Source organism: Bacillota bacterium (genome assembly GCA_030705925.1).
Taxonomy (GTDB): Bacteria; Bacillota; Clostridia; order Oscillospirales; family Feifaniaceae; genus JAUZPM01.
On record JAUZPM010000001.1, the window covers coordinates 22,924 to 49,096 of the forward strand.

Sequence of the window (26,173 nt, forward strand, 5' to 3'; positions counted from 1 at the left end):
TTATTTTAAGTCCTCTTTTATTTTAAATTGAATTTGTGTATAATAATATAATGCAGGGTTTTGAGGTGAAATATGGAAAAAAGATTTAAAATATTAATCATAGAAGATGAAAAAACCATTGCAGATATTTTGGAATTTAATCTTAATAAAGAAGGATTCGATACGCTCATATCTTACGACGGTGAAGATGGATTTGACAAAGCAATTGACAGTGGGTGCGACTTAATCCTTCTTGACGTAATGCTTCCAAAACTTGATGGATGGGAAGTCCTGCGACGTGTCCGCCAAAAACTGACTACGCCTGTTATTATGCTTACAGCGCGCGAAGAGGAAATGGATAAAATCACAGGTCTTGAACTCGGGGCGGATGATTATATAACCAAACCATTCAGCATGAAGGAGCTTATAGCACGCGTGAGAGCCAATCTTCGCCGCAGTTCGTTTATGAAAGCGGATAGTAATGAGGGTATGCTGACTTTCCGCAACCTTCGCATAGATAAAAGCCATTTCACAGTATTTAAGAACAACGAACAGGTGGAACTTTCAAATAAAGAATTCGCACTTCTTTTATTCCTTGCAGAACACTTGGGCAAAGTATATTCAAGAGAACAGCTTATGGAACAAGTCTGGGGATATGAAGGATTCTATGGTGATTTACGTGCAGTTGACGTAATGGTAAGAAGGATCCGAGAGAAGATTGAAAGAGACAGTTCAGATCCTGACTTTATAAAAACCAAAAGAGGCGTTGGATACTATTTCGATTTTTAAGGAGTATTAAAGATGACAAGAGGATTGCAGCGCAAACTGGTGCTTATCCTGGTGCTTCTTATAATATCTTCTATGGCAGTGGTGGGCATTGTTCTCGTAAATTCCGTTACATCCTTTTTTCACACGGACTTTCTAAAACAACTGGATACATTTTTCAGCAGTTCAATGACAGCTTCTTTACAGGAGACTGCTTCCGGTGATTCTCCGGTTGACAGCCTCGAAAAAAAACTGTCACTATATTCTTCACGCCTTGGAATAGATACATATCGTAATTTTTATATTTTATCAGCAGACGGCCGCTTTTTGGCTGGCTCAAATTCAGAACTTGGTCAAAGCCTTGAGATTACCCCAAACCTTGCCGCGGCAATCAGCGGCAATCCTCATAATACGATTTCAGTGGCTGCCAATATGATGGACTATGCAATGCCGATAGTCGCCAAGGACGGTACTAAATATATTATTTACATTAAGGATTCAAAACAGGAAACTCGTGAACTTACCTGGGTCATTGTGGTTATTATAGTCGAAACCGTATTCCTAGCCATGCTGATTGCCGTCATCTTAAGCTTTTTCCTCGCAAGAACAATTACTAATCCTATACGAAGCATAACTCGGGGCGCATCAAAAATCGCTGATGGTGATTTTTCGTATAAAATAGAGGTGTCTTCATCAGACGAAATAGGGACTCTTGCGTCTACCTTCAATGATATGGCTAAAGTTCTTGAAGATACACTTCATAATATTGAGGAGGAACGAGGAAAGCTCCAGACAATATTCCTTTATATGACAGACGGGGTTGCCGCATTTGATGGTGATGGATTATTGCTTCATATTAATAATTCGTGCTTGCAAATGCTTGGCGGAGAATATATAGAAAATCAAAGTACGTTTGATCAGATGTTTACTCCCCTTTCAGGTGAAAATTATGAAAGAGTTCAAAAATTAGCATCTAAAGGAACAATCGTCAAAGAAATTTCAGCTAACGATAAAACTTTTAAGTGTGATTTCGCACGCTTTTCAATGGGCAGTGATAAGCAGGGTATCATCGTCGTCATGCACGATATTACCGAGCAACAAAAGATAGAATCATCACGGCGTGAATTTATAGCAAATGTATCGCATGAGCTTAGGACCCCACTTACTAATGTAAAAAGCTATACGGAAACTGTGATGGAAAATGAAGACCTGCCCATAGAATCAAAACAGAAATTTCTCGGTGTTGTTATAAATGAAGCTGATCGTATGATCCGCATAGTTAAAGATTTGCTTGTTTTATCTAAACTCGACAACAAGAAAATGGATTTGAGATTCGACGAGCTGGACATTAAAGATATCGCAAACGCAGCTTATGAGGCAATGCTTATCGAAGCGCATAAAAGGTCTCAAAAGCTTACATTTTCTTATGAGGAAAACATATTGCCTGTTTTCGGCGACAAACAGCGAATCGAGCAGGTAATAATCAATATATTATCTAATGCAATCAAATATACTCCGGATGGCGGATTAATTGATATGTCAATTAGGTCAGAAGACCATTTTGCAGTACTTGATATAAAAGATAACGGCATAGGGATTCCAGCAGAAGACCTGCCGCGAATTTTTGAGCGTTTTTACCGTGTAGATAAGGCACGTTCCCGCGAAATGGGCGGAACAGGGCTGGGACTTGCTATTGCAAAAGATATTATAACTGAGCACGGCGGAACCATATCTATTGACAGCAAGTTTGGAAGCGGAACGACAGTAACGATAAAAATGCCGTTTAAAGAACAGGTACAGTATGCGGAAGATTAAAGAGTTCATAAAAAGTATAATATTAACTTTCCTTGTCCTGTCTATGCTTACAATGTCACTTCGAATAATGATTGTGGACAGAATGGTGCAGGAAGGCACTTTTAAAAGTTCCGTCCGTGCCCTTCTGCAAAGCATCGGGCTTCCGGGTATTGCTGATTTTTTTAAAGAAGAATCAATTACATCTGATATTACCTATTCGACAGAACGCTTTATTTATCCGTCATTTATTGTAGTAAGAAATAATGAAGGCGTTTTTGCAGCCGCTTACAATAGGGATAACATAATAAACGCGTTCAGCGGAATAAAAAACGTTATTACAAAAGTAATTAAGAGTAACCCTGCACAGGATTACAAAAAACCTTTTTCCACCCTTATTACTGAAAAAGGTATTCTGATAGATACCGGCCGCTCTTTATCTCTGGATATCGTGATGAGAGTATCTGAAAACAGCCGTTCAACTGTAAAAAGATTATTTTTCAGGTATTGCTTTATAACTGAAACCAATAATAAATTATCTGTCTATGTAAAAAATGAAGAAACCAACTCCGTTTATGTTTTCTCTTCAAAAAACTCAGAACTACTTACGGAGTATAATAAATATCTAACCAATGCATCATCGTCACAAGTATTTTCACCTGCTATGATCAGCAGCGACATGCAATTCAATGGAATCAACACTCCGCCATGGCTGCTTTCGTATAAAGCAGGAACTTTATCACTCTCTCCTTCAACTCCTTCAAACATAATTTACAATAAAACTGACAAAGCATTCAACGCGCAGTATCTTAGCAGTGTGCTCAAAATTTTTGGGTTTAATTACAATTCTGTAAGACGTGATACCGAAAAAAACGGGTCTGTAATTTATGTTGAAAATCTTAGCAGCATAACCATTACTCCACAAGGAAGAGCATTATTTTCAACTTCTCAGCCTGAGGGTGGTCTATCATTATCTACTTTTGGCGAGGAAGTGAGCGAAAATGGATACAGCCTGCAGAATATAATTGTAGCGGCACATAAGCTTATAGATTCATTTGATAAACGGCTTACCGGCGGCTCAGATGCAGATCTGCGGTTCTCAAACGCTTACTTTGAGGATGAAAGCGGCACCTGTGTTATCGATTTTGATTATGTTATAAACGGTATGCCGGTTAAATTGTCGGGTGACCATCCTTACGCTGCCCGCATAAAATACTCTGATGGTTATTTCACTGAGGCGGACATCACATTCCGAACCTATGCGAAATCAGGGACGGCATTCTCACCAATGCAGATTGATAATGCTATTATACTGGCGGGATTGTCGCATCCTAATAAGGATGTATTAACTGCTGACATCGAATACAATGATACCGGCGATAAAGAGATGATCCCAGACTATAGAGTTTATTTTAAAAAGTAAATTTACCTAACTTACGTTAAAGGTAGGACTTTATATGCAATGGTCAAGGATAAAAACAATCTTAATAATATTCTTAGCAGTAATAAATATACTGCTTTTTTTAGAGCTTCAAAGGATATCCCATGAGCAAAATTATATTACAGAACAATACGCTGTCGACTCATCTTCAGCTCTCTCAAAGTTGGGTATTTCTGTAGACCCATCTGTAATTCCCTTAAAAAAGCCTAACGTTCCAGTTGTAATTTATAACGCAGATGAAACACTTCAAAAAATGGGGAATAACGTTTGTGCCGCTTACCAAAACAGCAGTTTTACAGTATCAGGGTTAAATTTTCAATACAAGAATAATGGGCAGGGCACTGCTGCAAAATCGCCATCTAGTTCAATACAAACTTTTTTTAAATTGTTTGGAGTTAAAGAAAATGAATTTAAGATAAAAAATATTTCCAGTGATGGAACGCAGGCAGAAGCCGAACAGCTTATTAACGGAATACCTGTATATGGAGGTGTAAAATTTAAAATCTCGGGTAATATTGTATTAGAGGCACAAGGAACATGGATTGTTTCACAGCAAATGTCTGAAAAAAAGCAATCGCTTCCGGATGCAATTAATGTATTATTTAGCATTGCGCGCGGCGATTCTTTAGATAAACAGGAAATAAGTAATATACAATCAATCGAGCTCGTTTACATGCCTTCAGGAAGCTCAGCTTTTAAGAATGCTCAGCTCGCTCCTTCTTATCTGTTTGTATTAAAAAACGGGACAAAATGTTACTATGATTTATCATCTTCAGTTTTCCATACAATCGATTAAAAGGAATAAAAACACTGTACAGGAATACAATTTCGTGTTAAAATAGTCAAAGCGACTTTAAATTGATTTTTTTCGGATGGTGAACATATTGGATAAGTATGTAATTCACGGCGGCAAAAAGCTTTACGGTGAAATAAACATCAGCGGCGCTAAAAATGCTGCTGTCGCAATATTACCTGCTACCGTTTTGATTGAAGGCCCTGTTCGCATTGATAACATACCTAATATAAGTGATGTACAGTATATAACGGAAATGCTCTACAAAATGGGTGCTTCTGTTAAAATGATTAATAAAAATTCTATTGAGATAGACACTACACATATTCGGAATACACCGCCTCCCTATGATATGGTTCGTAAAATGAGAGCATCATATTATTTTATTGGTTCTATGCTTGGTCGGTTTAATGAAGCACAGGTGGCAATGCCTGGCGGATGCAACTTTGGGGTTCGCCCGATTGACCAGCATATTAAGGGATTCGAGGCGCTCGGAGCTAAGGTGACCGTTGAACCCGGCGGAATAATAACCGCAAAAGCCGATAACGGACTTACGGGCAGCATGATTTATATGGATCTTGTTTCTGTTGGCGCAACTATGAATATTATGCTTGCTGCTGTACGCGCCAAGGGAACAACAATAATTGACAATGCCGCTAAGGAACCGCATATCGTTGATCTTGCAAACTTTCTGAATGCTTGCGGCGCTAACATTATGGGTGCTGGAACTGATACTATCAAAATCCGCGGCGTTGAATATTTACATGGCGGGCAGTATTCTATAATTCCTGATCAGATTGAGGCGGGAACATACATGGCTCTCGTTGCTGCAACAGGCGGTAATGTTGAAATTAAAAATGTAATTCCTAAACATCTTGAATCAATTACTGCAAAGCTTATTGAAATGGGCGTCGAGGTAATCGAAAAAGACGAAAGTGTCGTCGTTATAAAGGGCGATAATAGACTCAATCGTATTAATATTAAAACAATGCCTTACCCTGGCTTTCCAACAGATATGCAGCCGCAATTTGGTGTCTTGCTTTCGCTTGCAACAGGGACAAGTATACTAACAGAAAACGTTTTTGATAATAGATATAAGTATGTTGACGAGTTAAAAAGAATGGGCGCAATGATTTCCGTTGATGGAAAACTTGCCGTATTCGAGGGAGTCGCTCATTTTAGTCCTGCTCCTGTCAAAGCTTGCGATCTTCGAGCGGGTGCTGCTCTTGTAATGGCAGCTCTTACAGCCGAAGGTGTAACTGAGGTTGAAGACATATATCATATTGAACGTGGCTACGAGGAGTTCATTGAAAAACTTCGTGATATCGGCGCTGACATACGAAAAATTAGTATCCCTGATGGCGCATTATTCGGTCAAGCTAATTAAATAAATCAAAATTATAAGCACTCTGCTTTTTTCAAGCTGAGTGCTTTTTGCTTTATATACTAGGCTTTTCATTTTATCCATATCAATATTTTTCTATAAATAAGCTCCCATCAGTTTGAATCTCGGCATAGAATACTTCTTTTGCTGAATTAATGTTCTGCTGTTTAAGCTGATCATTCAGCCAAGCCTCATTTAGATTTAGCTCTTTTAGGTTTCTGTGTATGATATTGCCGTCGGTAATTATCTCACATGGGATGCAATTAATAGCCGAAGTAGGCACCTTCATATCTTCCTTGGTAATTTGCTGTTTTTGAGGCTTTTTCATTACACTAAGTTTTCCGTCTGGCTCTAATATCGCATACTCAACTTCAGTGATTGAAAATATGTTATTTTCTCTAAGCATCATTGTAAGATCGTCCATATTGAGCCTGTTTTTTTGAAGTGCTTTTCTTAATACCTTGCCTTTACCCACTACGATAGTGGGTTTCCCATCAACGAAAGTCCTAAATTTACCGGATTTTAAATTAATCAGGCCGGTAATTAAAGTTAAGAAACTCCAAAAAACCAAAATAAGAAAATTGGCAATTTTATTATTTTGGACTCTCATAACATCGGCGGCAATAGTGCCCATTGTTATCCCAGTTATATAATTGAAGTAGGTTAATTGATTCAGCTGTTTTTTTCCTAAAATTCTTGTCAGTATTAGTAAAGTAATATATACAATTATTACATTTAGAATTAATTTCATACATTCTCTCCGTTTAACTCATTAATTATAGTATCTAAAAAATTTTTTTCTATATGTAATGAAATATGTGGTCTTTCAAAATCTCCCGCTTTCTAAAAATAAAAACGACCCGCCGTTTTGGGCTGGCGAATCGTCTTACTAATATATTAACTACTATGGTAAAATGTGATATACTTTAACAAATAAGTAAAACTAGGTGATGTAATGACAAAGCTCCAATATCCGCTCAAGGTTGTTATGTTCTTATTTGTTTCGGCACTTATCGGCATTTTTACGAGTTGGCTGCAGTTCTCAAATATTAAGCCAAGTATCATACTTATAATTATTTTTTTGATTTCCGGCGGCTGTTTATGGTATTTCCTTAATCATAAAAAACCAATAGCCACAATAAGTGTAATAATAAATGTTGTTATTTTTATTATATGCGGAATAATCGCCTATAAAGTTATGACTTATACTTCGGCTTATCTTTATTTGGAAAGCCATACTTCCATATATTAACACAAATATATAATCATAAAATCTAAGAGCTATAATGCTGACATGAGAAAACCTTCAATTGCAGTCATGCAACTGAAGGCTTTTTTCGTATCCGTTTTTTACAATTGGTTTATTTTTTGATCTGCTCCATCACATATTGTGACTGGGTCAAATCAGCATTTATCTGAGCATTCATATCGTAAGCATTATACCAGCCCTTTTTCATCATATATGAACTTAGCTGCTCCTGATAAGAGATTGCTTCATCAAGCTGTTTCTTTAAAACATTTCTGACAGCAGGAGTTGCGGCTTCTGTAATAGCTTTTGCATATGTCGTTACTCCTGTTTTAGCAAATATCAGCATATCCGATGCAATTACCTGATCGGTCAGTTTATCTACGCCGGTTAAATTTTCAAGTACTTTGTTCATTATTTAACTCCTTTCATTATAATGTTGTTGAAGTTGACTTTATTACACCTATTATTTCCTGCATTTGTCTTGCTGTTGTTGTAACGTCTTGGTTTGCAAGTCCTTTAAGCTCCTGATCGTTTATAAGTGACTGCATTGTTGACGACTTTACTGCGCATGTGTTCTTAAAAGATAAAATTTCGTGAAGGTTAACAGTCTCATGTGGAGTAATTTTAGTTGTATCCAAAATAAACACCTCCTTTAATGGATTAACGTAACTTTTTTGTCATTTATACCTTTAATATTATTTACTTTAAAGAAGAAAATATAAATAAAAGGGGTATGATTTTATGAGAAATATTTTTAGAAAATCAAAAAAACCGATAGAGAATCAAAAGACTGCCGCATGGTCAAATATTGAGGAAAGCAAACCAGTTTCTAACGTTGCGGAACCAAACAACATACAGGCAGTAAACGCAAAAGAATATGTCGACGAAAACGAAAAATAAAACAGGGCGTATTCCCTGTTTTACAGCTTATCGAAAAACTATGCTTTCCGATAAGCTGACAGACGCTCGAAAAGGACAGGCAGACGAAGAACAGGCGCTCGTCGCTGTATGCAGATACAGCAGGGCGGCTGCTCTGAAGTAAGCAAAAGTGCCCCGGTACGGGGGCACTCACGCCATTTGCGTTTACAAACCTTAACCTTACGATCACGTTTAAAGACCCGGTACTCATTTTGCCTTACCACATAAATATAATCGCTTTTGCGGTGCGCGTACTTTTTCGAACGTCTGAAAAACAGGGCAAATGCCCTGTTTTATTACTTATCATTTGAAAGTCTCTTATAAGTCTGATAACGCTCTTTAGCCTGCTCTTCTGAGATATTGAAAAGCATATCTGCCTTATCAGGGAATGTGTTAATTAACTGAGCATAGCGGATTTCGCCGTTTAAAAAGTCTCTATACGGCATTATGGGATCTTTAGAATCAAGGTGGAACGGTTTGTCTTTAAAGCGCGGGTCAAAGCGGTATAAATGCCAATAGCCGGCATCCACAGCTTTTTTCTCTTCATGCATGCTTGACGCCATTCCCGTCTTGATACCATGGCTGATGCACGGTGAATAAGCAATAATAAGTGACGGCCCGTTATAGCTCTCAGCATCAATTATCGCTTTTATTGTTTGATTCATATTTGCTCCCATTGCAATCTGAGCTACATATACATTTCCGTAGGTCATTGCCATCATACCCAAATCTTTTTTCCTCGCAAGTTTACCATTGAAGGCAAATTTAGCAACAGCTCCTGCAGGCGTAGATTTTGACGCCTGACCTCCTGTATTTGAATAGACCTCAGTATCCATGACAAATATATTTACGTCGTCGCCTGTTGATAAGACTTGGTCAACGCCTCCATAACCGATATCATATGCCCAGCCGTCGCCTCCGACCATCCATACCGATCTCTTTTCGAGATAATCTCTTTTCTCATAAATTTCCGAAAGTATCGGGTTTTCAGATAAATCCATTTTTTCTAAAGCATAGCTGATTTCCCTTGCATAATGCGCGGACTCGTCACCGTCATTACTGTTTATAAGCCAGCCGTCAAAAAGATTCTTGATACTCTCGTCTATATTATCCTGTTCAACTGCCTGCCTTATAAGTTCTCCAAGTCTTTCTCTTATCTGTTTTACTCCGATATACATGCCGTAACCATATTCAGCATTATCCTCAAACAGCGAATTTGCCCATGCGGGTCCTCTTCCGTTTGCATTGGTAGTGTATGCGATAGAAGGTGCGCTAGCGCCCCATATCGATGAACAACCCGTGGCATTCGCAATCATCATACGTTCACCGAAAAGCTGGGTAAGAAGCTTAATATATGGCGTTTCACCGCAGCCCGGACAGGCTCCGTTAAACTCCAAAAGCGGACGGCGGAATTGGCTTCCCTTTACTGTGTCTTTTTCCATCAAACTCGGTTTTTCTGATAGAGTCATTGCAAATTCCCAGTTTTTATATTCATTTTTCATTTCCTGAATAGCTGGTTTCATGATAAGAGCCTTGTCTTTTGCCGGACAAATGTCAGCACAGTTTCCACAGCCTGTGCAGTCATATGGGCTGACTTGGATTCTGAATCCGTAAAACTCAAGCCCCTTTCCTGACGCGTTTTTAGTTTTGAAAGTTTCGGGCGCTCTGTCCAGTTCATCCTCATTAAGCAAAAATGGACGTATAGTGGCATGCGGACAAATATAAGAGCATCTTCCGCACTGAATACACTTGTCAATCTGCCATTCGGGGATTGTTGGTGCAATCCCTCTTTTCTCATAAGCGGTGGTGCCCAGAGGAAATGCGCCGTCTTCCATTCCATTAAACGCACTAACAGGCAGACTGTCGCCTTCGTTTCTTGCCATAACCGTCTGTATTATTTTTACAAAGTCCGGCTCATCCTTTGGTTCCTCCGGCTTTTCTTTTGCATTTTTCCAGTCCTTCGGAACGTCTATTTTAACTAAAGCATCGATACCCTGATCGATTGCCTTATTGTTCATATCGACTATATTCTGACCTTTGCGACCATACTGCTTTTGAACAGAATCTTTAAGAAATCTAACGGCATCATCAAGCGGTATGATTTTGGCAAGCTTAAAAAATGCCGACTGCATGATCATATTGATTCTATTGCCAAGCCCAATTTCAGAGGCTATCTTTTCCGCATCAATTATATAAAACTCTATATTGTTTTTTGCAATATACTTTTTAAGGTCAGCCGGTATTTTAAAATCTAAAGCATCGACTGGAAAATCACAGTTTAAAACAAATGTGCCGCCCGGTCTAAGTCCCTGTAATAAATCATAGTGATTTAAAAAGGACTTATTATGACATGCGATGTAGTCAGCATCATGAACAAGATAAGGGGATCTTATCGGGCTTTTTCCAAATCTCAAATGTGAAATCGTCGTTCCGCCGGATTTCTTGCTATCATATGAGAAATATGCCTGCACATTTAGATCGGTATGCTCACCGATTATTTTACAGGCAAGCTTATTCGCTCCTACAGTTCCATCAGATCCGAGCCCCCAGAATTTGCACCTGACAGTTCCGTTATCAGGCGACTTATAAGAGTCGTCATCCGGAAGCGATGTGTTTGTCACATCATCCACAATTCCAATGGTAAAACCGTTTTTAGGCTTTTCGTCCATCAAATTATTGAATACGGCTAAAATCTGATTTGGTGTCGTATCCTTAGATCCGAGCCCATACCTGCCCCCGATTATTACAGGCGGATTTTGGGCACCGTTATAAATATTGCATACGTCAAGATACAACGGTTCACCGGGCGCTCCTGGTTCTTTAGTTCTGTCCAGCACAGCTATCTTTTTAACTGACGGAGGTAAAACTTTAAAGAAATATTCAGAAGAAAATGGTCTGTAAAGCCTTACTTGAAGAAGTCCTGTTTTTTCACCCTTTTTCGTTAAAAAATCTACACTTTCCTTTATTGTGTCGCATACCGAACCCATTGCAACGATCACATACTCTGCATTTATATCTCCGTAAAAATCGAACGGCTTATACTTCCTGCCTGTGATTTTTCCTATCTTAGACATATAGTCGGAAACTATCTTTGGCACTTTATCAAAATACTTGTTCTGAGCCTCTCTCCCCTGAAAATATATATCAGGGTTCTGCGCGGTACCTTTAACTAACGGGTGCGCCGGATTTAAAGCCCTGTTTCTGAATTCTTTTATTGCTTCTTTGTCAATTATTTTAGCAAGATCGCTATATTCTATCTGCTCTATATTGTGGTATTCATGCGACGTCCTGAATCCATCGAAAAAATGTATAAAAGGAAGCTTTGAAGTAATTGCTGAAAGGTGAGCTACACACGCGAGATCCATGACCTCCTGAACACTTGACGACGCAAGCATAGGCGCCCCCGTTTGCCTGCAAGCCATTACGTCTTGATGATCCCCGAAAATAGATAATGCATGCGTTGCTAAAGCTCTTGCCGATACATGAAGCACTCCCGGCAAAAGTTCGCCAACCATTTTATAAATATTCGGTATCATAAGAAGCAGTCCCTGTGAAGCAGTATACGTCGTTGTAAGTGCCCCAGCTTCAAGCGACCCATGCATTGCACCAGCAGCTCCGGCTTCTGATTGCATTTCAACAACCCTTACCCTCTGCCCGAACAAATTTGTTTTACCTTTTGCTGACCACTCGTCTGTTATTTCCGCCATCGGCGATGATGGCGTTATCGGATAAATTGCGGCAACCTCAGTAAAAGCATAAGCGGCCTCAGCTGCCGCCTGATTTCCATCTACGGTAACTTTTTTAGACAATATTAACCCCCCTGAATTATATGTTCCTTTTCTATTATTTGTATATTTAATATAATTTATAAAAAACCATCGTTTCATAACATTTATTGCTTATTTTTTTAGTAGTCCAAGCAATTGTGTGTGCCCGGTGATTATGTTATAATTTAAAGAACTTTAATTTCAAAGAGTTGTGAATAAATGATAGAAACTGAACAGCCCTCTCTATTTAAGGGCTTTCTTGATAAGCACCTTTCAGGTGAATCCATTGAATACCAAAAAATATTTTCCATCTTTCTTCCCATTTTGGTCGATCAGGCATTTATATTCGGGCTGAACATTTTAAACACTGCAATGATAAGTTCTTCCGGAGTTGCCGCAATCAGTGCGGTAAGTATGGTCGATTCCCTTAATATTTTTCTTGTAAGTATTTTTGTTGCACTCTCAACGGGCGGAACCGTTGTAGTCGCTCAGTATAAGGGAACTGAGAATAACAAAATGGTCTCGAAAGCCGCTGCCGGAAGTATATCATCAGTATTTATACTTGCGTTTACTTTATCAGTAGTTGCAATTGTATTTCATGGTTCTGTATTGACTATGCTTTTTGGGCGTGCGGAAGCAGATGTATTCAGCAATGCAAGGATTTACTTAATCGGATGCAGCCTTTCTTATTGCGGAATCGCAACTGAAGAAGCAGTATGCGGAGCGCTTAGAGGAGTTGGAGAAACAAAATCCTCACTTATCCTATCCTTGTATATGAATTTTGCTTATATGCTGCTTAATGTCTTATTTATAAATACGTTTCATATGGGCGTTCTTGGAATGGTGATATCTCTTAATATTGCAAGATATACAGGAGGAATATTAGCGCTTTTATATATTTCGCTTTTAAAAACTCAGGTTAACTTTCATATACAAGATGCTCTGCATTTCAACTGGACCATGCTTAAAAGAATTTATTATGTGGGTATTCCTTTTGCAGCGGAACAATTATTTTTCAACGGCGGTAAAATTCTAACTCAGACTTTTGTTGTAAGGCTAGGTACATATGCACTCGCTGCCAATGCTATAAGTGGATCGATCTCCAGCCTATACCAAATCACCGGAAATTCTTTCTCACTTACTTTAATCACGGTTGTCGGACAATGCATGGGACGTCGTAATATCCGTGATTCCAAAAAATTTACACATTCATTTATATTTTTATCTTCTGCATCATTTGTTTTAACGGCAGCGATCATATTCAGTCTTTTTAAACCTCTAGTTTCGCTTTACAACCCTCCAGAGCAGATCGTTCATACGATTTTTATTATCGTATTAATCCTTTCGATTTTTCAAATCACAATATGGTCCTTCAGTTTTATCACCCCTTCAGCGTTGCGAGCCGCAGGAGATTCAAGATTTACGTCAATTGCATCAATGCTTTCTATGTGGTTTGTTCGTGTTGTGCTTGGATATATACTTGGAATTATGACGCCGCTTGGTATCATAGGTATATGGCTTGCCATGAACTTAGAATGGTGCGTCCGTGCAGTAATTTTTAATTTGCGTTTGCATGGCGATAAGTGGTACAAACATCATGTTATTGATTAATAAAAAGTGCGTTTCCACTCGGAAACGCACTTTTTTACTTCTAGTGATTTACTACATTGATGCGGAAGATGTTGAAGATGTTGAACCCTGCTGACCCTTGTTCTGCAAACCTGATACTATCTGTGGGAGTTTATCAATTATTTGAGTAGCTCCGGCACCTGCTCCTGACATCGGCAAAACTGATACATTATCTTTATCTATTAGGATAATAGCCTCTGTGTTTAATTTAGCGCCAAGACCAAGCGCACCTGAACCGTTTCCTGTAGATCCAGTGGTTCCTGAAGTGTAGGAAGTTGTAGAAGATGTGTTTGACTGACCTTTCATAGAAGCATTTCCACCACCATAGCCAACTGTCACAGATACTACAGGAAGAAATGTTTTATCACTCTGTGATACGGGTTTACCTATTACTCCCTCTTTTTGCGTGAAGTTTTCAAGGCTTTGGAATAGGGTGTTAACATTATCGGCTAAATTGAACTGATCCATATTCTTCTCTCCTTTTTACTTTTTGATTTTCTTTCGCATGATTGTACCTGATCCAAGATTTTACCAGATCAATTTCAGTTCCGCCCTCAAAATAAATATAAGCATGGTCTGGATAAAAATCTGGAATTTGGTTTATTTCCATTTTGCTCAAATAAGTCCCGGAAATAAGAAGCGCACCATCCGTCACAGCTGTCAAAAACGGGTCACCTAGATTGTAATACATGTTTGCATAAGAGTCTTGAAGATACAAAGAGCGAATTATACTTATGCCTTTACCTTTGCTCTTGCCTTGTTTTTTTCGGGACTTTACAGCCTTTGAATACACCTTTAATTTAAAGATATATATCGACAGAAAAGGTCTATAATTCACCATTTTGACTCTGGCATTAAAAAAAGGGTCAAGCCATTTAATTAAAACTCGTGCATCTTCATTATCAGTATCGATCAAAAATGTTACTGTCAAAGGTTCTTCCAATAAGAGAACAATAAAAATTACTGCAAGAAGTAAGAAAAATAAAATTAGATACATAGGAGTTTACCTCCGTATTTTATTTTCTCCTACATGTTTTTTATTACACTGAACAAATATTTCTGAGAAATAACGATATTAACCGAAAATGTTTATATTAGCACTGGCATCATAAATGATTTAACTTTTGTCGCTCCTCTGTCAAGCAATAATTTCTGAAGCGGTTCTAATTTTTCATAATAACAAACGATTAAGTCGTTTTTATTAGCATCATCAAGCGCTTGTTTAAGAGCGTCAACTTCGCCTTCTATAATTATTACATTATCTTTTGAATATCCGATTTCGATTATGGAATCATAGAATATTTTTGCAACTTCGCCATTTTGTCTGCCTCTTAAATCAAGATCTTCCTTAATATATATTTTGTCAAAGCACTCGGCACACATTTTCCCAACCTGCTGCATCGCTGAGTTCATACGGTCTCCCGGCATTCCTATTATGCCGATCAAGTTATTGTGATCCAGTTTTTTACATGTTTTTAATACCTGTTCATAGCCTGCCGGATTGTGTCCATAATCCAGCATTACCCGGACATTATCAAGATCGAACATATTAAATCGTCCTGAGTTTTCTACGAAGGTATTTAACCCTTTTTTAATTATCTCTACCGGAATTTTAAGTGCATAAAGAGCAGAAACCGCCGTCAATGTGTTTTCAACGTTGCAATCGATCAAGCCTCCGAGAGTTATCGGAACATTTTGTATATTTGTAACTGCAATTATTTTTTTGCCGTCTTCGATGGTTATATTATTTTTATCCAGATAAACAAATGTGTAGTTTTTACCTATATATTGCTTTGCATCCTGTTTGTTTTTGGAAAATAAAATTACTTTTGTTTTTACTCTTTCTAATATTTTCGGGGTCATTGGATCAGCGGCATTTAAAACAGCGGCACCGTCTTCCTTGATTGCCTCGATAACGAGGGATTTGACAAACGCCAAGTCTTCAATCGTATCAATACCATCAAGACCCAGATGGTCTTCTGCAATGTTTGTAATTACTCCGACATCGGCTAAATCATATCCAAGTCCCTCTCTGACTAGCCCCCCTCGTGCAGTCTCTAAAACTGCTGCATCTATATTTTTATTTGCAAGCAGAGAACGGGCACTTCTTGGTCCGGAATTATCGCCTTTGCAAATACATTTCCGATTTATATAAGTCCCGCTTGTACTGGTAAGACCGACGGACAATCCTGCAATGGACAAAACATGCTGTATCAACCGCGATACCGTTGTTTTGCCGTTGGTACCTGTTACCGATACAATCGGAAACCTTGTCGTATTTTCATCAGGAAATAATAAATTAATTATTTCTTTTGCAACATTACGAGGTTTTCCTTTGCTTGGATACAGATGCATCCTTATTCCTGGGGCCGTATTCACCTCAACGACCACTCCGCCTGTTTCAAATATCGATTTTGAAATGTCATCTGTAACTATATCGATACCAGCAATGTCTATTCCGATTGCGTTCGCGGCTCGCACCGCGATATCCGCGTTGTCAGGATGGATTATATCGGTACAGTCGATAGCGATGCCGCCAGTGCTTAAGTTTCCGTTCTCCCTCAAAGCAACAAACTGCGCGTTTTCTGGAACTGAATCAACGGTAAGACCATTTTTCTTAAGAACATTGACCGATACATTGTCTAACTTGATTTTAGTCAGCGGCTTTTCATGCTGTTCCCCCCTGCTGGGGTCATCATTTACTAATTCGACCAGTTCTGCAACAGTATGCTTCCCGTCCCCGATAACTCCGGCAGGAATCCGCTCTGCAGCTGCACAAACTTTGTCTCCGACAACAAGGATCCTAAAATCTTTTCCTTTAACGTATTTCTCTACAATGATCCCCTTACTGAATTTACTTGCTTCACGGAAAGCCGCTTTTATTTCATCTTTGTTTTTTAAGTTTAGATGAACGCCCTTACCTTGGTTCCCGTCAAACGGTTTTACAACTACAGGCATCCCTATTTTTGATGCTGCGTCTAATGCCGATATTTCTGAGTAAACAACTTTCCCTATTGGAACTGGTATTTGATTTTCACTTAAAATAAACTTTGTAAGCTGTTTGTTGCAGGAAATATCAGCCGATATGCAGGAAGTCGCGTCTGTAAGTGTAGATTCTACAATTCTGCTATGCCTGCCATATCCTAGTCTAACAAGGCTTTCATTTCCAATGCGCGTTACCGGTATTCCTCTATTTTTTGCCTCATCTACGATAGCAGAAGTACTAGGTCCGAGTTCCGCGTCTTGAGACACCTTTCTTAAATAATATAAAAAATCCTCGATGTCTATTTTTTCATTAGTCAGCAGACAGTTCAAAATATATACGCATGCTTTGCCGCATTCGATACCGCAAACTTCATTCTGAAACTCATATACAAGATAGTATAACGAAGGTTCTTCAATCACCCTTGTTTTACCGTAGTGAACATCATAACCGACCATATACTGCATTTCAAGCACCATATGCTCAAGCACATGGGCAATATAAGTGCCTTCATTAAGCCTGTCAAGAAAACCTCCTTCATAGCCGAGCCCGCAGAAATTTGTCTTAAGGCCGGGCATTATTTCAAGAAGCCTTTCATTAAAACCGGGAATTTTATTAGTAGGAATATCATGGTATTTACCAATATCCACAACCATTTTCATAACCGGTCTGTGGCTATATATATTTCTTGTATTATAAATAGTAAAATCGCAAATTTCTATTTGTTCAGTCGCCATTTTTTAATCGCAAAACCTTTCTATTATTAAGATCAAATCCAAACCCCTGCGGAAGTACATGAACCGTAACACCCATAATTGCAAGGATTTCATCTTGTTTAAGTTCAGAAACATTAGAACATTGAATTGATTTTCCGTCTATTATTGTAACTGCATTTGAACCGATTATTTCAAAATGCATATCAGGAAAAAGTTTAATTGACGTATCTTCATCAATACCAATTCCGATTACATCAGGATTTTCAGCAACTCCGCACAAAAGCCTGCCAAACCTTCCCCGCTGGTCAAAATGCTGATCTATTATAACGCCGCCTATAAGCCCAAGCCCCGGGGCCATTTTAAGCGTGCATTTTCTTGCCGGCTCATTGTCGTTTCCCTGAACAATCATAGTGGAACTCATAACTGAAGCTCCCGCGCTTGTCCCCATTATGATTCCTTCATTTTCATATATTTTTTTGAGCTCCGTCCAGGCAAGCGTGCCACCTAAAATACTCGTTATTCTAAGCTGATCACCGCCCGTCATAAATACGCATTTTGAATTTCTAAGTTTTTCACAATATTCTTCACTGTCTGCGTCATCACGTGAATTAATATTTAAAATCTGAATATTTTTAACGCCCAGCCTTTGAAAAACCTCATGATAATTTTGACCTGTTTCTTTAGGCTTTTCAGTTGCAGTTGTTAAAACCGTCAACACATCATTTTCTGAAAGCATAGAGGGCGCTTGTTTTAATATTACGCTGTCTCCCTTTTTATCTTCAGCACCACCAATAATAACAAGATAGCCTCTCGTTTTTTCCTCCATTTACTATCCTCCCGAAATACTTTCTGTCACACAGCCATTCTCAATTAATAATTTACCCATACTGAATAGCATTTTAACATTAAAATTGCTGTCAATAATAAGGATATCAGCGTCGCTGTTTTCTTTAAGTACGCCTTTTCTAGGATAAAGCTTTAAAATTTTGGCAACATTTTCAGTTGAAACAGCAAATATTTCAGGATTTATTTTTTTGTTAACAACACAATCTTTTAAATCATCAAATAAAACATTTATTTTCGCCGCAACACCCTGAGGCGACCCTCCGTTGGCATCAGAACTAACTGTAACTCTTGAGATATCAACATTTTGATCTATTAATGTCTTTATTGCCTCTGGCACAGGTATACCCACTTTTTCGCCGGCAGTAAGATCGATATTGCCGCCTGACCTGCAATACTCTATTGCCTCACGGAATAATTCAGGGTTTCTGTTTACGTGCGTTGGAACAAACATTTCAATCGGAAGATCAGAATTATTTAAAATATCCTTTAAAATTTTCAAACCGCTCTTTCCGTCTCCAACGTGCAGATGTACTACCCCCGCCTTGCCGCCAATCATTCCTCCTAGGTGTGTTTGAGATGACAGTTCAAGCATTTTATTCAAATCCTGCTGAGACGAGCGATGGTCGGAAATAGCTATTTCCCCTGCCCCCAAAACTTTATCTATAAAGATCAAATCTTTTGCGATATTACCCGTTAAAGTTACTGCAGGAACTTCATAGCTGCCGGAATAAATGAATGTCGTAATTCCCTCAAGCTCCAGAGCTTTCGCTTTGGCATACAAAACCTCAAGGCTTCGTGTATATCCGTCAGCTCCAAGAAGTCCAACGACTGTCGTAACACCGGTCATTAATATTTCACCAATATCTATCTCTTTAATCCTGGTGCCAAACCCCTGTTCACCGCCGCCTCCTGTAATATGAACATGCTGGTCTATAAGCCCGGGGAAAGCGGTTAATCCTTCGCAGTCTATAATCCTGTCGCAAATATTTATTTCACATTTATCTTGGGCAGGTAAAATTTTATAAATTTTATCAAATGATATTAAAAAATTCTTTTTGCCTGCATACTTAGGATAGTAACACTCTATATTTTTTAGTAAGGTAAACATAAATACTTCCTGTAGTTAAAATTAATAAAACTATTTTAAGTATTAATACTTAAATTATGCTTTTTTTAAATTTAAACTACTGCAAAAACTATTTACAAAGAAAAATTTGAATATATAATTTTTATATGTTATAATCTTAGATATTTTACTAAAATTCGGCTTTTCGCATGCCGTAAATGCGATACTCAAGCTTATAACTTGAAGCGGAGTCTATATGAAAAGTAAAACAAAAGTATTGATCGCGGTTATTGCTGTAATTGTACTTATAGTTGTAATTTTCGCCGGGGAATATAATAGTATGGTAAGCCAGAAAACAAATGTTGAAAATTCGTTTTCAAATATCAGCGTTCAGCTTCAAAGACGTGCTGATTTAATCCCTAATTTAGTTAACACTGTTAAAGGCTATGCGGCTCACGAAACATCAGCAATTAATTCGGTAACCTCTGCACGGGCTAAACTTGCCGGTGCTAAGACTGTCCAGGATATGGATAACGCTGACAATGAGCTTTCCGGTGCCCTGTCCAGACTTTTAGTCGTAGTTGAAAATTATCCTAATTTAAAAGCTGACACGCAGTTTACTTCTTTGATGGATGAACTTTCAGGAACAGAAAACAGGATAAGCGTTGCAAGAAAAGATTATAATAATGCAGCTACAAATTATAATAGATCAATACGTTCATTTCCAAAAAACATCTTCGCCGGGATGTTCGGTTTTAAAGAAGTCGCATATTTTCAGGCGAACGGCAATGCTAACACAGTGCCCAACGTGCAGTTTTAAGGACTGGTGATTCTTGAAAAAAATAATAGCTTGTTTAACAGCAGTTTTAATATTCAGTTGTAACGTTTTTGCTGCAGTGCCGTCTCATACCTATGAATTTTATGTAAATGACTTTGCAAATGTATTAAGCAGTGAAACCAAAAATTATATAGTAGATACAGGCAGCAAAACCTTTCAAGACAGCGGCCTACAGATTGTAGTTACAACTGTAAAAAGTCTAGAAGGTGCGGATATAGACAGTTATTCCCTTGACATGCTAAGATCATGGGGAATAGGCTCAAAAGGCAAGGATAACGGCATTCTTATTCTTTTTTCCCTTGAAGACAGAAAAATTAAAGTTGAAGTCGGATATGGCCTTGAAGGAGTTCTCAATGATGCAAAAGTCGGCAGATTACTCGATAATTATGCAATTGCATCATTTAAAGCTAATGACTATGATTCTGGCATACTAAATCTTTATAATGCTATATTAAAAGAACTTGGAGTTGACGCCGGGAAACTGCCAAAAACAAAAAATGAAAAAAATGCATTCCCCGGATCATTAGTTACAATTATAGGACTGCTTATACTCTTAAGTATTGTAAGAGGCGGCAGAGGGGGCGGCTTTTTCGGTCCGTTCTGGTGGGGCGGCTTTGGCGGCGGTTTCAGAGGAGGCGGTTTCGGCGGTGGCGGCTTTGGTGGAGGCGGCTTCGGCGGCGGCGGCTTCGGCGGCGGTGGCTTCAGCGGCGGTGGCGGCAGTGGCGGCGGCGGCGGAGCCTCAAGAGGATTTTAAAGAAATTAAAACGGACTGTCTTATTCGACAGTCCGTTACTTTTTGCTCTTTATTCTTTTGAAATTATTATTAAAAGTTTTCCGGTTTTATTACTTATAACAGCCTTATCATTGGTGAACTCATTGCTTACCCCTATCGGAAACGTATTCTCTAATGTAAAGTCGGAAAGAGGATATTTTAATCCGGTAGATGTGACACCTGTACACTTATCCGAAAACGAAAAAAGTGATAATTTACAGCCCTCGGTTTTATTTACGGTTATTTTGCTTCCCTCTATCATAGTGATTATATTTTCAGAGTCTGTCATATAAGCCTGCATTTTCTTTTCGCATAAGAACGCCAGTGTCTGCAAGTTTGCATAGGTATGGTCAAATCTCCCTCCTATGCCTCCTATAATAGTAAAGTCGCTGAAACCCTTCTCGATTCCATATTTGATACAAAGAAGCGTATCGGTATCGTCTTTCTCAGCCGGAACCTTTATAACCGTTATATCATCCGGCATTTCGCCAAAATATGAATCAAAATCACCAATTAAAACATTTGGCACAATGTTCTCAGCTTCGGCAAGCTCATATCCGCCGTCAGCGCAAATTATAAAATCATCATTTTTAATATCAATCACATCTCGAATTTTACCTATTATATACGACGTGATTATAATGCATCTGCTCAAAATTTACCTCTTAAACATTCACCAAAATTAAGAATATAGCCATCCGCAATCTTGATTATAGCATCTTTTTCATGTTCTGAATACTTGTCATATACACCATATGCCTTTATCCCGGCAATTTTCATTCCCTTTATTGCAGAACAAACATCATCAAATCCTATACAGTTTTGGGGAGAAACTCCGAGTTTTCGGCATGCATATAAATATAAATCAGGGCAATTCTTCTCTCTTTTAATATCATCTGTTGAGGTAAATACGTCAAACATATCATAAATACCATTGTTTTTAAGCACTGGCTCATACAAGTTTTGGGAAAGAGCAGTTGTCACCGCAAGCTTTATACCATTCCCTTTTAAATAGGCTAAAAATTCTTTAGCATAAGGCTTGAGTTTAATGTTATGCCCATATTCATAAATAGCCATACCGTTCCACTCGTCTATTATTTCAGCCGGGCTTTCGGTAAAGTTAAATAATTCGATTGAATACTCTGCCGCCCTTTGAAAGCTAAGCCCCGCAAGTTCCGCCGCATAATTTTTTGGGACTTTTTGCCCTCTCTTAGCTAAAAAATCGATATCGATCTTTTCCCATACGCCCATAGAATCGATAACTGTGCCGTCAAGATCGAATAACGCTGCCTTAAAATCAGGCATTTCCCGACTCCTTTGTTTTCAAAAATAGATTTTTTAAACTTGCCGATGCTGCTGTAATATCATTACTTGCTATTATAGCAGAAACAACGGCTACTCCGTCAATATCCGTTCCATTAAACATAGGTATGGTTCTTTCATTAATTCCGCCAATCACAACAAGCGGAATCGCGACGGCCTTTCTTATTTTGTTAAGTTCATCGATTGTTACAATGCTGGCGTCCGTCTTTGTGCCTGTCTTAAACATCGCGCCAATGCCAAGATAATCGGCTCCATCCATTTGAGCATTTAATGCTTCATTTAGACTTGAGGCAGAAACGCCAAGGATTTTATCTGCGCCAATTATTTTTCTAACGGATTTTGCGGGAAGATCACCCTGACCTATATGTATGCCGGCGGCATCCATAGCAAGCGCAATATCAACTCTGTCGTTTATAATAAGCGGAACATTGAAATGATCCGTAACACGCTTTATATTCATTGCAATATCATAAAATTCTCTCGATGAAGCATCTTTCTCGCGCAGCTGTACAACGGTGCAGCCGCCCTTTATAGAATTTTCAACAGCCTCTTCAAGCGTGGCGGTACTCATTAAGCCACGGTCCGTTACAAGATAAAGAGTATAATCTACATCTGCTTTATTAATCATTTTAAATCCTTTGCTTATATTTCATCAATTTTCGATCTTGATTCAAAATATCTCGAGTCAAGTTTGCTTATGCTGTCAATAAGCGCCGTCCTAAAACTGCTTGTTCCCATATCTCCGGCTTTTTCAAAGGCGGTCTCTCCTGCTATACCCATTGATGATATGCCTGAAACCGCGCCTAAGAAATAATCCCTTGTGGCTCCGCAAAAAGAACCGATAAGAGATGTGCACATACAGCCAGTCCCCGTTACGGAGGAAAGCATTGGATGGCCGTTTTTTATGCTTACTGTTCTAATACCATCAGATACATAATCAACAGCGCCGGTAATAGCGACAACGCATTTAAGTTTTTCTGCAAGTTCTTCTGCAACTTGGATGCCGCTTTCTGTTCCTTTCACATCGGCTTCAGATGCGTCAACACCTCTTGTGCTTGCGTGGAGTCCACTGATAAAACGTATCTCAGACATATTCCCGCGTATAACGCTGAATTTTATTTCACTAATTAGCTTGTTAACAGTATCATTTCTAAGCGGCGAAGCACCAGCTCCGACTGGATCAAGCACAACAGGGATCTTTAATTCATTTGCCTTTTTGCCGGCTGCGATCATCGAATTTATCGTACGGCTGTTAAGCGTTCCGATATTTATAACCAAAACTGAGGAAATAGAAACGATATCTTCCACCTCTCCTATATCGTCAGCCATAATTGGCGATGCTCCGATGGCAAGCACAATGTTGGCGCAGTCGTTCACTGTAACATAATTAGTAATATGGTGAACTAACGGTTTTTTACTGCGCACCTCACTAATGAGTTCAGCACATTTTAAAGTAGTATTATTTCCCACTTTGTTCACATTCCTTTCCTAGTATCTCAACGGATTCCCCGTTTAAAATTCTATTTACCGTACGCATGGCGCACATTTTTCCGCACATTGAACAGCTGTGACGGTCAGCCGGCGGAACACTCTCAAAATAAGACCTCGCTTTTTCGCCGTCTATAGCGGTCGCAAACATTGTATCCCAGTCAAAGCTGCGGCGCGCCTCACTCATTTTATTATCGATTTCACGCGCCCCCTTCACACCTTTTGCAATATCTGCCGCGTGTGCGGCAATCTTAGAGGCAATAATCCCTTCTTTTACATCTGAAAGGTCAGGCAGACGCAGGTGCTCAGCCGGAGTTACATAGCAAAGAAAGTCTGCGCCGTTAGCTGCTGCAATTGCACCGCCGATAGCGGAGGTTATATGGTCATAGCCCGGGGCAATGTCAGTCACAAGCGGCCCCAGGACATAAAACGGCGCGCCGTGGCAAAGCTTCTTTTCAAGTTTCATATTTGCGGCGATTTCGTCAATAGCCATATGTCCCGGCCCTTCAACAAGCACCTGAACATCTTTATCCCATGCGCGTTTAGTCAGATTTCCTATTTCTATTAGTTCAGATATTTGCGCTGCGTCGGTCGCATCATGAATACTGCCTGGTCTTAACGCGTCGCCGAGACTTATCGTTACATCATGCTCACGAAGAATATCTAAAAGCTCGTCATAATATTCATAAAACGGATTTTCATTTCCCGTCATTTTCATCCATGCGAAGAGCAGCGAGCCCCCGCGTGAAACTATATTAGTAATTCTTTTCTGTCTCGAGAAAGCTTCAACTGCGCGGCGGTTTATCCCGGCATGTATTGTCATAAAATCGACGCCTTCTTCAGCGTGAACGCGGACAACATCCAAAAAATCCTTTGCGGTAATATCCATTAAGTCCTTTTCAAGATACCCGATGGCATCATACATAGGAACCGTGCCAATCATCGCTGTCGATCTTTCGATCAGCTTTTTTCTGAATTCTCGGGTCTTGCCGTAATTGCTGAGATCCATTATCGCTTCCGCCCCATATTTGAGCGAGAGTTCAACCTTGTCCATTTCCAAGCTGTAATCAGCGCAGTCACCTGAAATACCGAGATTTACGTTGATTTTCGTCTTGAGTCCTTCACCGACTCCATATGGGTGTAAAGATTTATGGTTTTTATTTGCCGGAATTGCAACAGTTCCGGCCGCAACTTTGGATAACAGAACCTTTTCATCTATCAGTTCTTCCTTTGCCACCGTTGCAATCTCTTTTGTAACAAAACCGTTTTTTGCGGCTTCCATTTGGGTTTTATAGATCATAATCTATTTCTCCTTTTTTATATAAATCATAAAAATGATTTGTAGGACCAAATCCCTTTCCAATAACAAGTGAATGTTTTATAGCCGTCGTCATATATGTCTTTGCCTTTTCAACAGATGCCTGAACAGCCATGCCCAGCGCAAGATTTGAAGCAATCGCAGAAGAGTATGTGCATCCTGTCCCGTGTGTGTTTTTTGTATTTATTCTTGCAGTGCTGAAACAGTAAAACTGCTCCCCGTCAAACAAAACGTCTGTTGCATCTCCTGACGCATGTCCTCCTTTTACAAGAACGGCTTTACAGCCTTTTTGGCAAATTATTTTGGCAGCTTTTTTCATGCTTTCAATATTATCTATTATTATTCCCGAAATCCTTTCAGCTTCAGGGATATTGGGAGTGAGAACATCCGCCAGCGGCAGAATTTCATTTATAAAAATATCAACAGACTGCGGGTCCATTAAAGCGCTGCCATCTTTTGAGTACATCACCGGGTCGATAACAATATTCTTTGGCCTGTAAAACCTGAGTTTTTTTGCAACAACCGCCATGCAGTCGGCAGTCGGAAGCATCCCGATTTTTACGGCGTCCGTTTCAATGTCCTCGAATATTGCATCTATCTGACTGCCCACAATATCGGGTGAGATATTTTCAATTTCATAGACTTTGCATGTATTTTCAGCGACAACTGAAGTTATCACACTCATGCCATAAACGCCATGCGCCGAAAATGTTTTCAAATCTGCCTGGATCCCAGCTCCGCCGCTGCAGTCAGAGCCTGCGATACTTAATGCTTTTTTCATCTTGATCTCCCTAAATAAAAATCAGCGCTTTCCATCAGGAAAGCGCCCCTAAAATTAAAGGCATTTGCTTCCCTACGATAGTCTTGACTAACAGGTTCAAAGGGTCAGGTTTTAACCTTCTCAACCAAAATGGTTCCCCCGCAAACGATATAATATTAAAATTAAAAAGGCACCTAAGCAGGTGCCTTTCAAATACCAAAGTATATGACAGCTTCCCTACGTTAGTCTTAACTAACAGGTTCAAAGGGTCAGGTTTTAACCTTCTCAACCAATCGGTTCCCCCGCGATCTAATTTAATTATAGTGATTTATATTACTTTGTCAACA

The 26,173-nt window shown here is 39.1% G+C and carries 25 protein-coding genes and 2 riboswitches; of the genes, 10 read left to right on the top strand and 15 right to left on the bottom strand.

Annotation, left to right across the window (positions count from 1 at the left end):
• The first annotated feature begins 72 nt into the window (after nt 1-72).
• From Q8865_00140 to Q8865_00160, 5 genes are all read left to right on the top strand, one after another.
• A complete protein-coding gene (locus Q8865_00140; GenBank protein ID MDP4151835.1) occupies nt 73-768 on the top strand; it encodes a winged helix-turn-helix domain-containing protein in 696 nt (231 codons plus the stop codon).
• A 12-nt stretch (nt 769-780) separates the two neighbouring features.
• A complete protein-coding gene (locus Q8865_00145; protein ID MDP4151836.1) occupies nt 781-2,559 on the top strand; it encodes an ATP-binding protein in 1,779 nt (592 codons plus the stop codon).
• Complete coding sequence (locus Q8865_00150) at nt 2,546-3,958, top strand: hypothetical protein (GenBank protein ID MDP4151837.1); 1,413 nt, start codon at nt 2,546-2,548, stop codon at nt 3,956-3,958. Before Q8865_00145 ends, Q8865_00150 begins: the two co-directional genes overlap by 14 nt.
• A gap of 34 nt (nt 3,959-3,992) precedes the next feature.
• Entirely contained in the window at nt 3,993-4,772 is a 780-nt protein-coding gene (locus Q8865_00155; GenBank protein MDP4151838.1) for a hypothetical protein, read from the top strand.
• Between the two features lie 88 nt (nt 4,773-4,860).
• On the top strand, nt 4,861-6,156 hold the full coding sequence (locus tag Q8865_00160; protein MDP4151839.1) for a UDP-N-acetylglucosamine 1-carboxyvinyltransferase: 1,296 nt from the start codon (nt 4,861-4,863) through the stop codon (nt 6,154-6,156).
• Between the two features lie 82 nt (nt 6,157-6,238).
• Here Q8865_00160 and Q8865_00165 read toward each other — a convergent pair whose 3' ends face one another.
• The 3 genes from Q8865_00165 to Q8865_00175 form a co-directional block, all read right to left on the bottom strand.
• Complete coding sequence (locus Q8865_00165) at nt 6,239-6,904, bottom strand: DUF421 domain-containing protein (protein ID MDP4151840.1); 666 nt, start codon at nt 6,902-6,904, stop codon at nt 6,239-6,241.
• Between the two features lie 610 nt (nt 6,905-7,514).
• On the bottom strand, nt 7,515-7,814 hold the full coding sequence (locus Q8865_00170; protein MDP4151841.1) for a spore coat protein: 300 nt from the start codon (nt 7,812-7,814) through the stop codon (nt 7,515-7,517).
• Nucleotides 7,815-7,830: 16 nt separating this feature from the next.
• Entirely contained in the window at nt 7,831-8,049 is a 219-nt protein-coding gene (locus Q8865_00175) for a hypothetical protein (GenBank protein ID MDP4151842.1), read from the bottom strand.
• A gap of 94 nt (nt 8,050-8,143) precedes the next feature.
• Between Q8865_00175 and Q8865_00180 the strand changes: the two genes are divergently transcribed.
• Nucleotides 8,144-8,302 (top strand): DUF3787 domain-containing protein, encoded by a 159-nt coding sequence (locus Q8865_00180; GenBank protein MDP4151843.1) that lies wholly within the window; start codon nt 8,144-8,146, stop codon nt 8,300-8,302.
• A complete protein-coding gene (locus Q8865_00185; GenBank protein ID MDP4151844.1) occupies nt 8,280-8,444 on the top strand; it encodes a hypothetical protein in 165 nt (54 codons plus the stop codon). The genes Q8865_00180 and Q8865_00185 overlap by 23 nt, the downstream gene beginning before the upstream one ends.
• 172 nt (nt 8,445-8,616) lie before the next feature.
• On the opposite strand, the gene nifJ is transcribed toward Q8865_00185, so the two are convergent.
• Nucleotides 8,617-12,129, bottom strand: coding sequence for a pyruvate:ferredoxin (flavodoxin) oxidoreductase (gene nifJ / locus Q8865_00190; GenBank protein MDP4151845.1), 3,513 nt, complete (start codon nt 12,127-12,129; stop codon nt 8,617-8,619).
• A gap of 177 nt (nt 12,130-12,306) precedes the next feature.
• On the opposite strand from nifJ, the gene Q8865_00195 reads away from it, so the two are divergent.
• Nucleotides 12,307-13,698: an MATE family efflux transporter gene (locus Q8865_00195; protein ID MDP4151846.1), complete on the top strand. Its 1,392-nt coding sequence runs from the start codon at nt 12,307-12,309 to the stop codon at nt 13,696-13,698.
• Between the two features lie 51 nt (nt 13,699-13,749).
• Here the strand turns inward: Q8865_00195 and Q8865_00200 are convergent, their stop codons facing one another.
• From Q8865_00200 to iadA, 5 genes are all read right to left on the bottom strand, one after another.
• Nucleotides 13,750-14,184 carry a spore germination protein GerW family protein gene (locus tag Q8865_00200; protein MDP4151847.1) on the bottom strand — a complete coding sequence of 145 codons (435 nt, stop codon included), beginning with the start codon at nt 14,182-14,184 and terminating at the stop codon, nt 13,750-13,752.
• Entirely contained in the window at nt 14,159-14,713 is a 555-nt protein-coding gene (locus Q8865_00205; GenBank protein ID MDP4151848.1) for a hypothetical protein, read from the bottom strand. The genes Q8865_00200 and Q8865_00205 overlap by 26 nt, the downstream gene beginning before the upstream one ends.
• A gap of 92 nt (nt 14,714-14,805) precedes the next feature.
• Complete coding sequence (gene cphA, locus Q8865_00210) at nt 14,806-17,436, bottom strand: cyanophycin synthetase (protein MDP4151849.1); 2,631 nt, start codon at nt 17,434-17,436, stop codon at nt 14,806-14,808.
• On the bottom strand, nt 17,426-18,241 hold the full coding sequence (locus Q8865_00215; protein MDP4151850.1) for a cyanophycinase: 816 nt from the start codon (nt 18,239-18,241) through the stop codon (nt 17,426-17,428). The genes cphA and Q8865_00215 overlap by 11 nt, the downstream gene beginning before the upstream one ends.
• Nucleotides 18,242-18,244: 3 nt before the next feature.
• Nucleotides 18,245-19,369, bottom strand: a complete 1,125-nt coding sequence (gene iadA / locus Q8865_00220; GenBank protein MDP4151851.1) for a beta-aspartyl-peptidase — start codon at nt 19,367-19,369, stop codon at nt 18,245-18,247.
• Nucleotides 19,370-19,583: 214 nt separating this feature from the next.
• On the opposite strand from iadA, the gene Q8865_00225 reads away from it, so the two are divergent.
• Nucleotides 19,584-20,147, top strand: a complete 564-nt coding sequence (locus tag Q8865_00225; protein ID MDP4151852.1) for a LemA family protein — start codon at nt 19,584-19,586, stop codon at nt 20,145-20,147.
• Between the two features lie 13 nt (nt 20,148-20,160).
• Nucleotides 20,161-20,919 (top strand): TPM domain-containing protein, encoded by a 759-nt coding sequence (locus tag Q8865_00230; GenBank protein MDP4151853.1) that lies wholly within the window; start codon nt 20,161-20,163, stop codon nt 20,917-20,919.
• Nucleotides 20,920-20,968: 49 nt separating this feature from the next.
• Here Q8865_00230 and Q8865_00235 read toward each other — a convergent pair whose 3' ends face one another.
• From Q8865_00235 to thiD, 6 genes are read right to left on the bottom strand one after another with little or no spacing between them, the layout of a single operon-like run.
• Complete coding sequence (locus tag Q8865_00235) at nt 20,969-21,592, bottom strand: thiamine diphosphokinase (GenBank protein ID MDP4151854.1); 624 nt, start codon at nt 21,590-21,592, stop codon at nt 20,969-20,971.
• Nucleotides 21,589-22,242, bottom strand: a complete 654-nt coding sequence (locus Q8865_00240) for an HAD family phosphatase (protein ID MDP4151855.1) — start codon at nt 22,240-22,242, stop codon at nt 21,589-21,591. Before Q8865_00240 ends, Q8865_00235 begins: the two co-directional genes overlap by 4 nt.
• Nucleotides 22,235-22,888, bottom strand: coding sequence for a thiamine phosphate synthase (gene thiE, locus Q8865_00245; protein MDP4151856.1), 654 nt, complete (start codon nt 22,886-22,888; stop codon nt 22,235-22,237). The genes Q8865_00240 and thiE overlap by 8 nt, the downstream gene beginning before the upstream one ends.
• Nucleotides 22,889-22,902: 14 nt before the next feature.
• The gene (gene thiM / locus Q8865_00250) at nt 22,903-23,730 is read right to left on the bottom strand and encodes a hydroxyethylthiazole kinase (protein ID MDP4151857.1); all 828 of its coding nucleotides are present in this window, start codon (nt 23,728-23,730) and stop codon (nt 22,903-22,905) included.
• Nucleotides 23,720-25,048, bottom strand: coding sequence for a phosphomethylpyrimidine synthase ThiC (gene thiC, locus Q8865_00255; GenBank protein MDP4151858.1), 1,329 nt, complete (start codon nt 25,046-25,048; stop codon nt 23,720-23,722). Before thiC ends, thiM begins: the two co-directional genes overlap by 11 nt.
• Nucleotides 25,038-25,847, bottom strand: a complete 810-nt coding sequence (thiD, locus tag Q8865_00260; protein ID MDP4151859.1) for a bifunctional hydroxymethylpyrimidine kinase/phosphomethylpyrimidine kinase — start codon at nt 25,845-25,847, stop codon at nt 25,038-25,040. Before thiD ends, thiC begins: the two co-directional genes overlap by 11 nt.
• 51 nt (nt 25,848-25,898) lie before the next feature.
• Nucleotides 25,899-25,997: riboswitch (TPP riboswitch) on the bottom strand.
• 45 nt (nt 25,998-26,042) lie between these two features.
• Nucleotides 26,043-26,140: riboswitch (TPP riboswitch) on the bottom strand.
• Between the last annotated feature and the right edge of the window lie 33 nt (nt 26,141-26,173).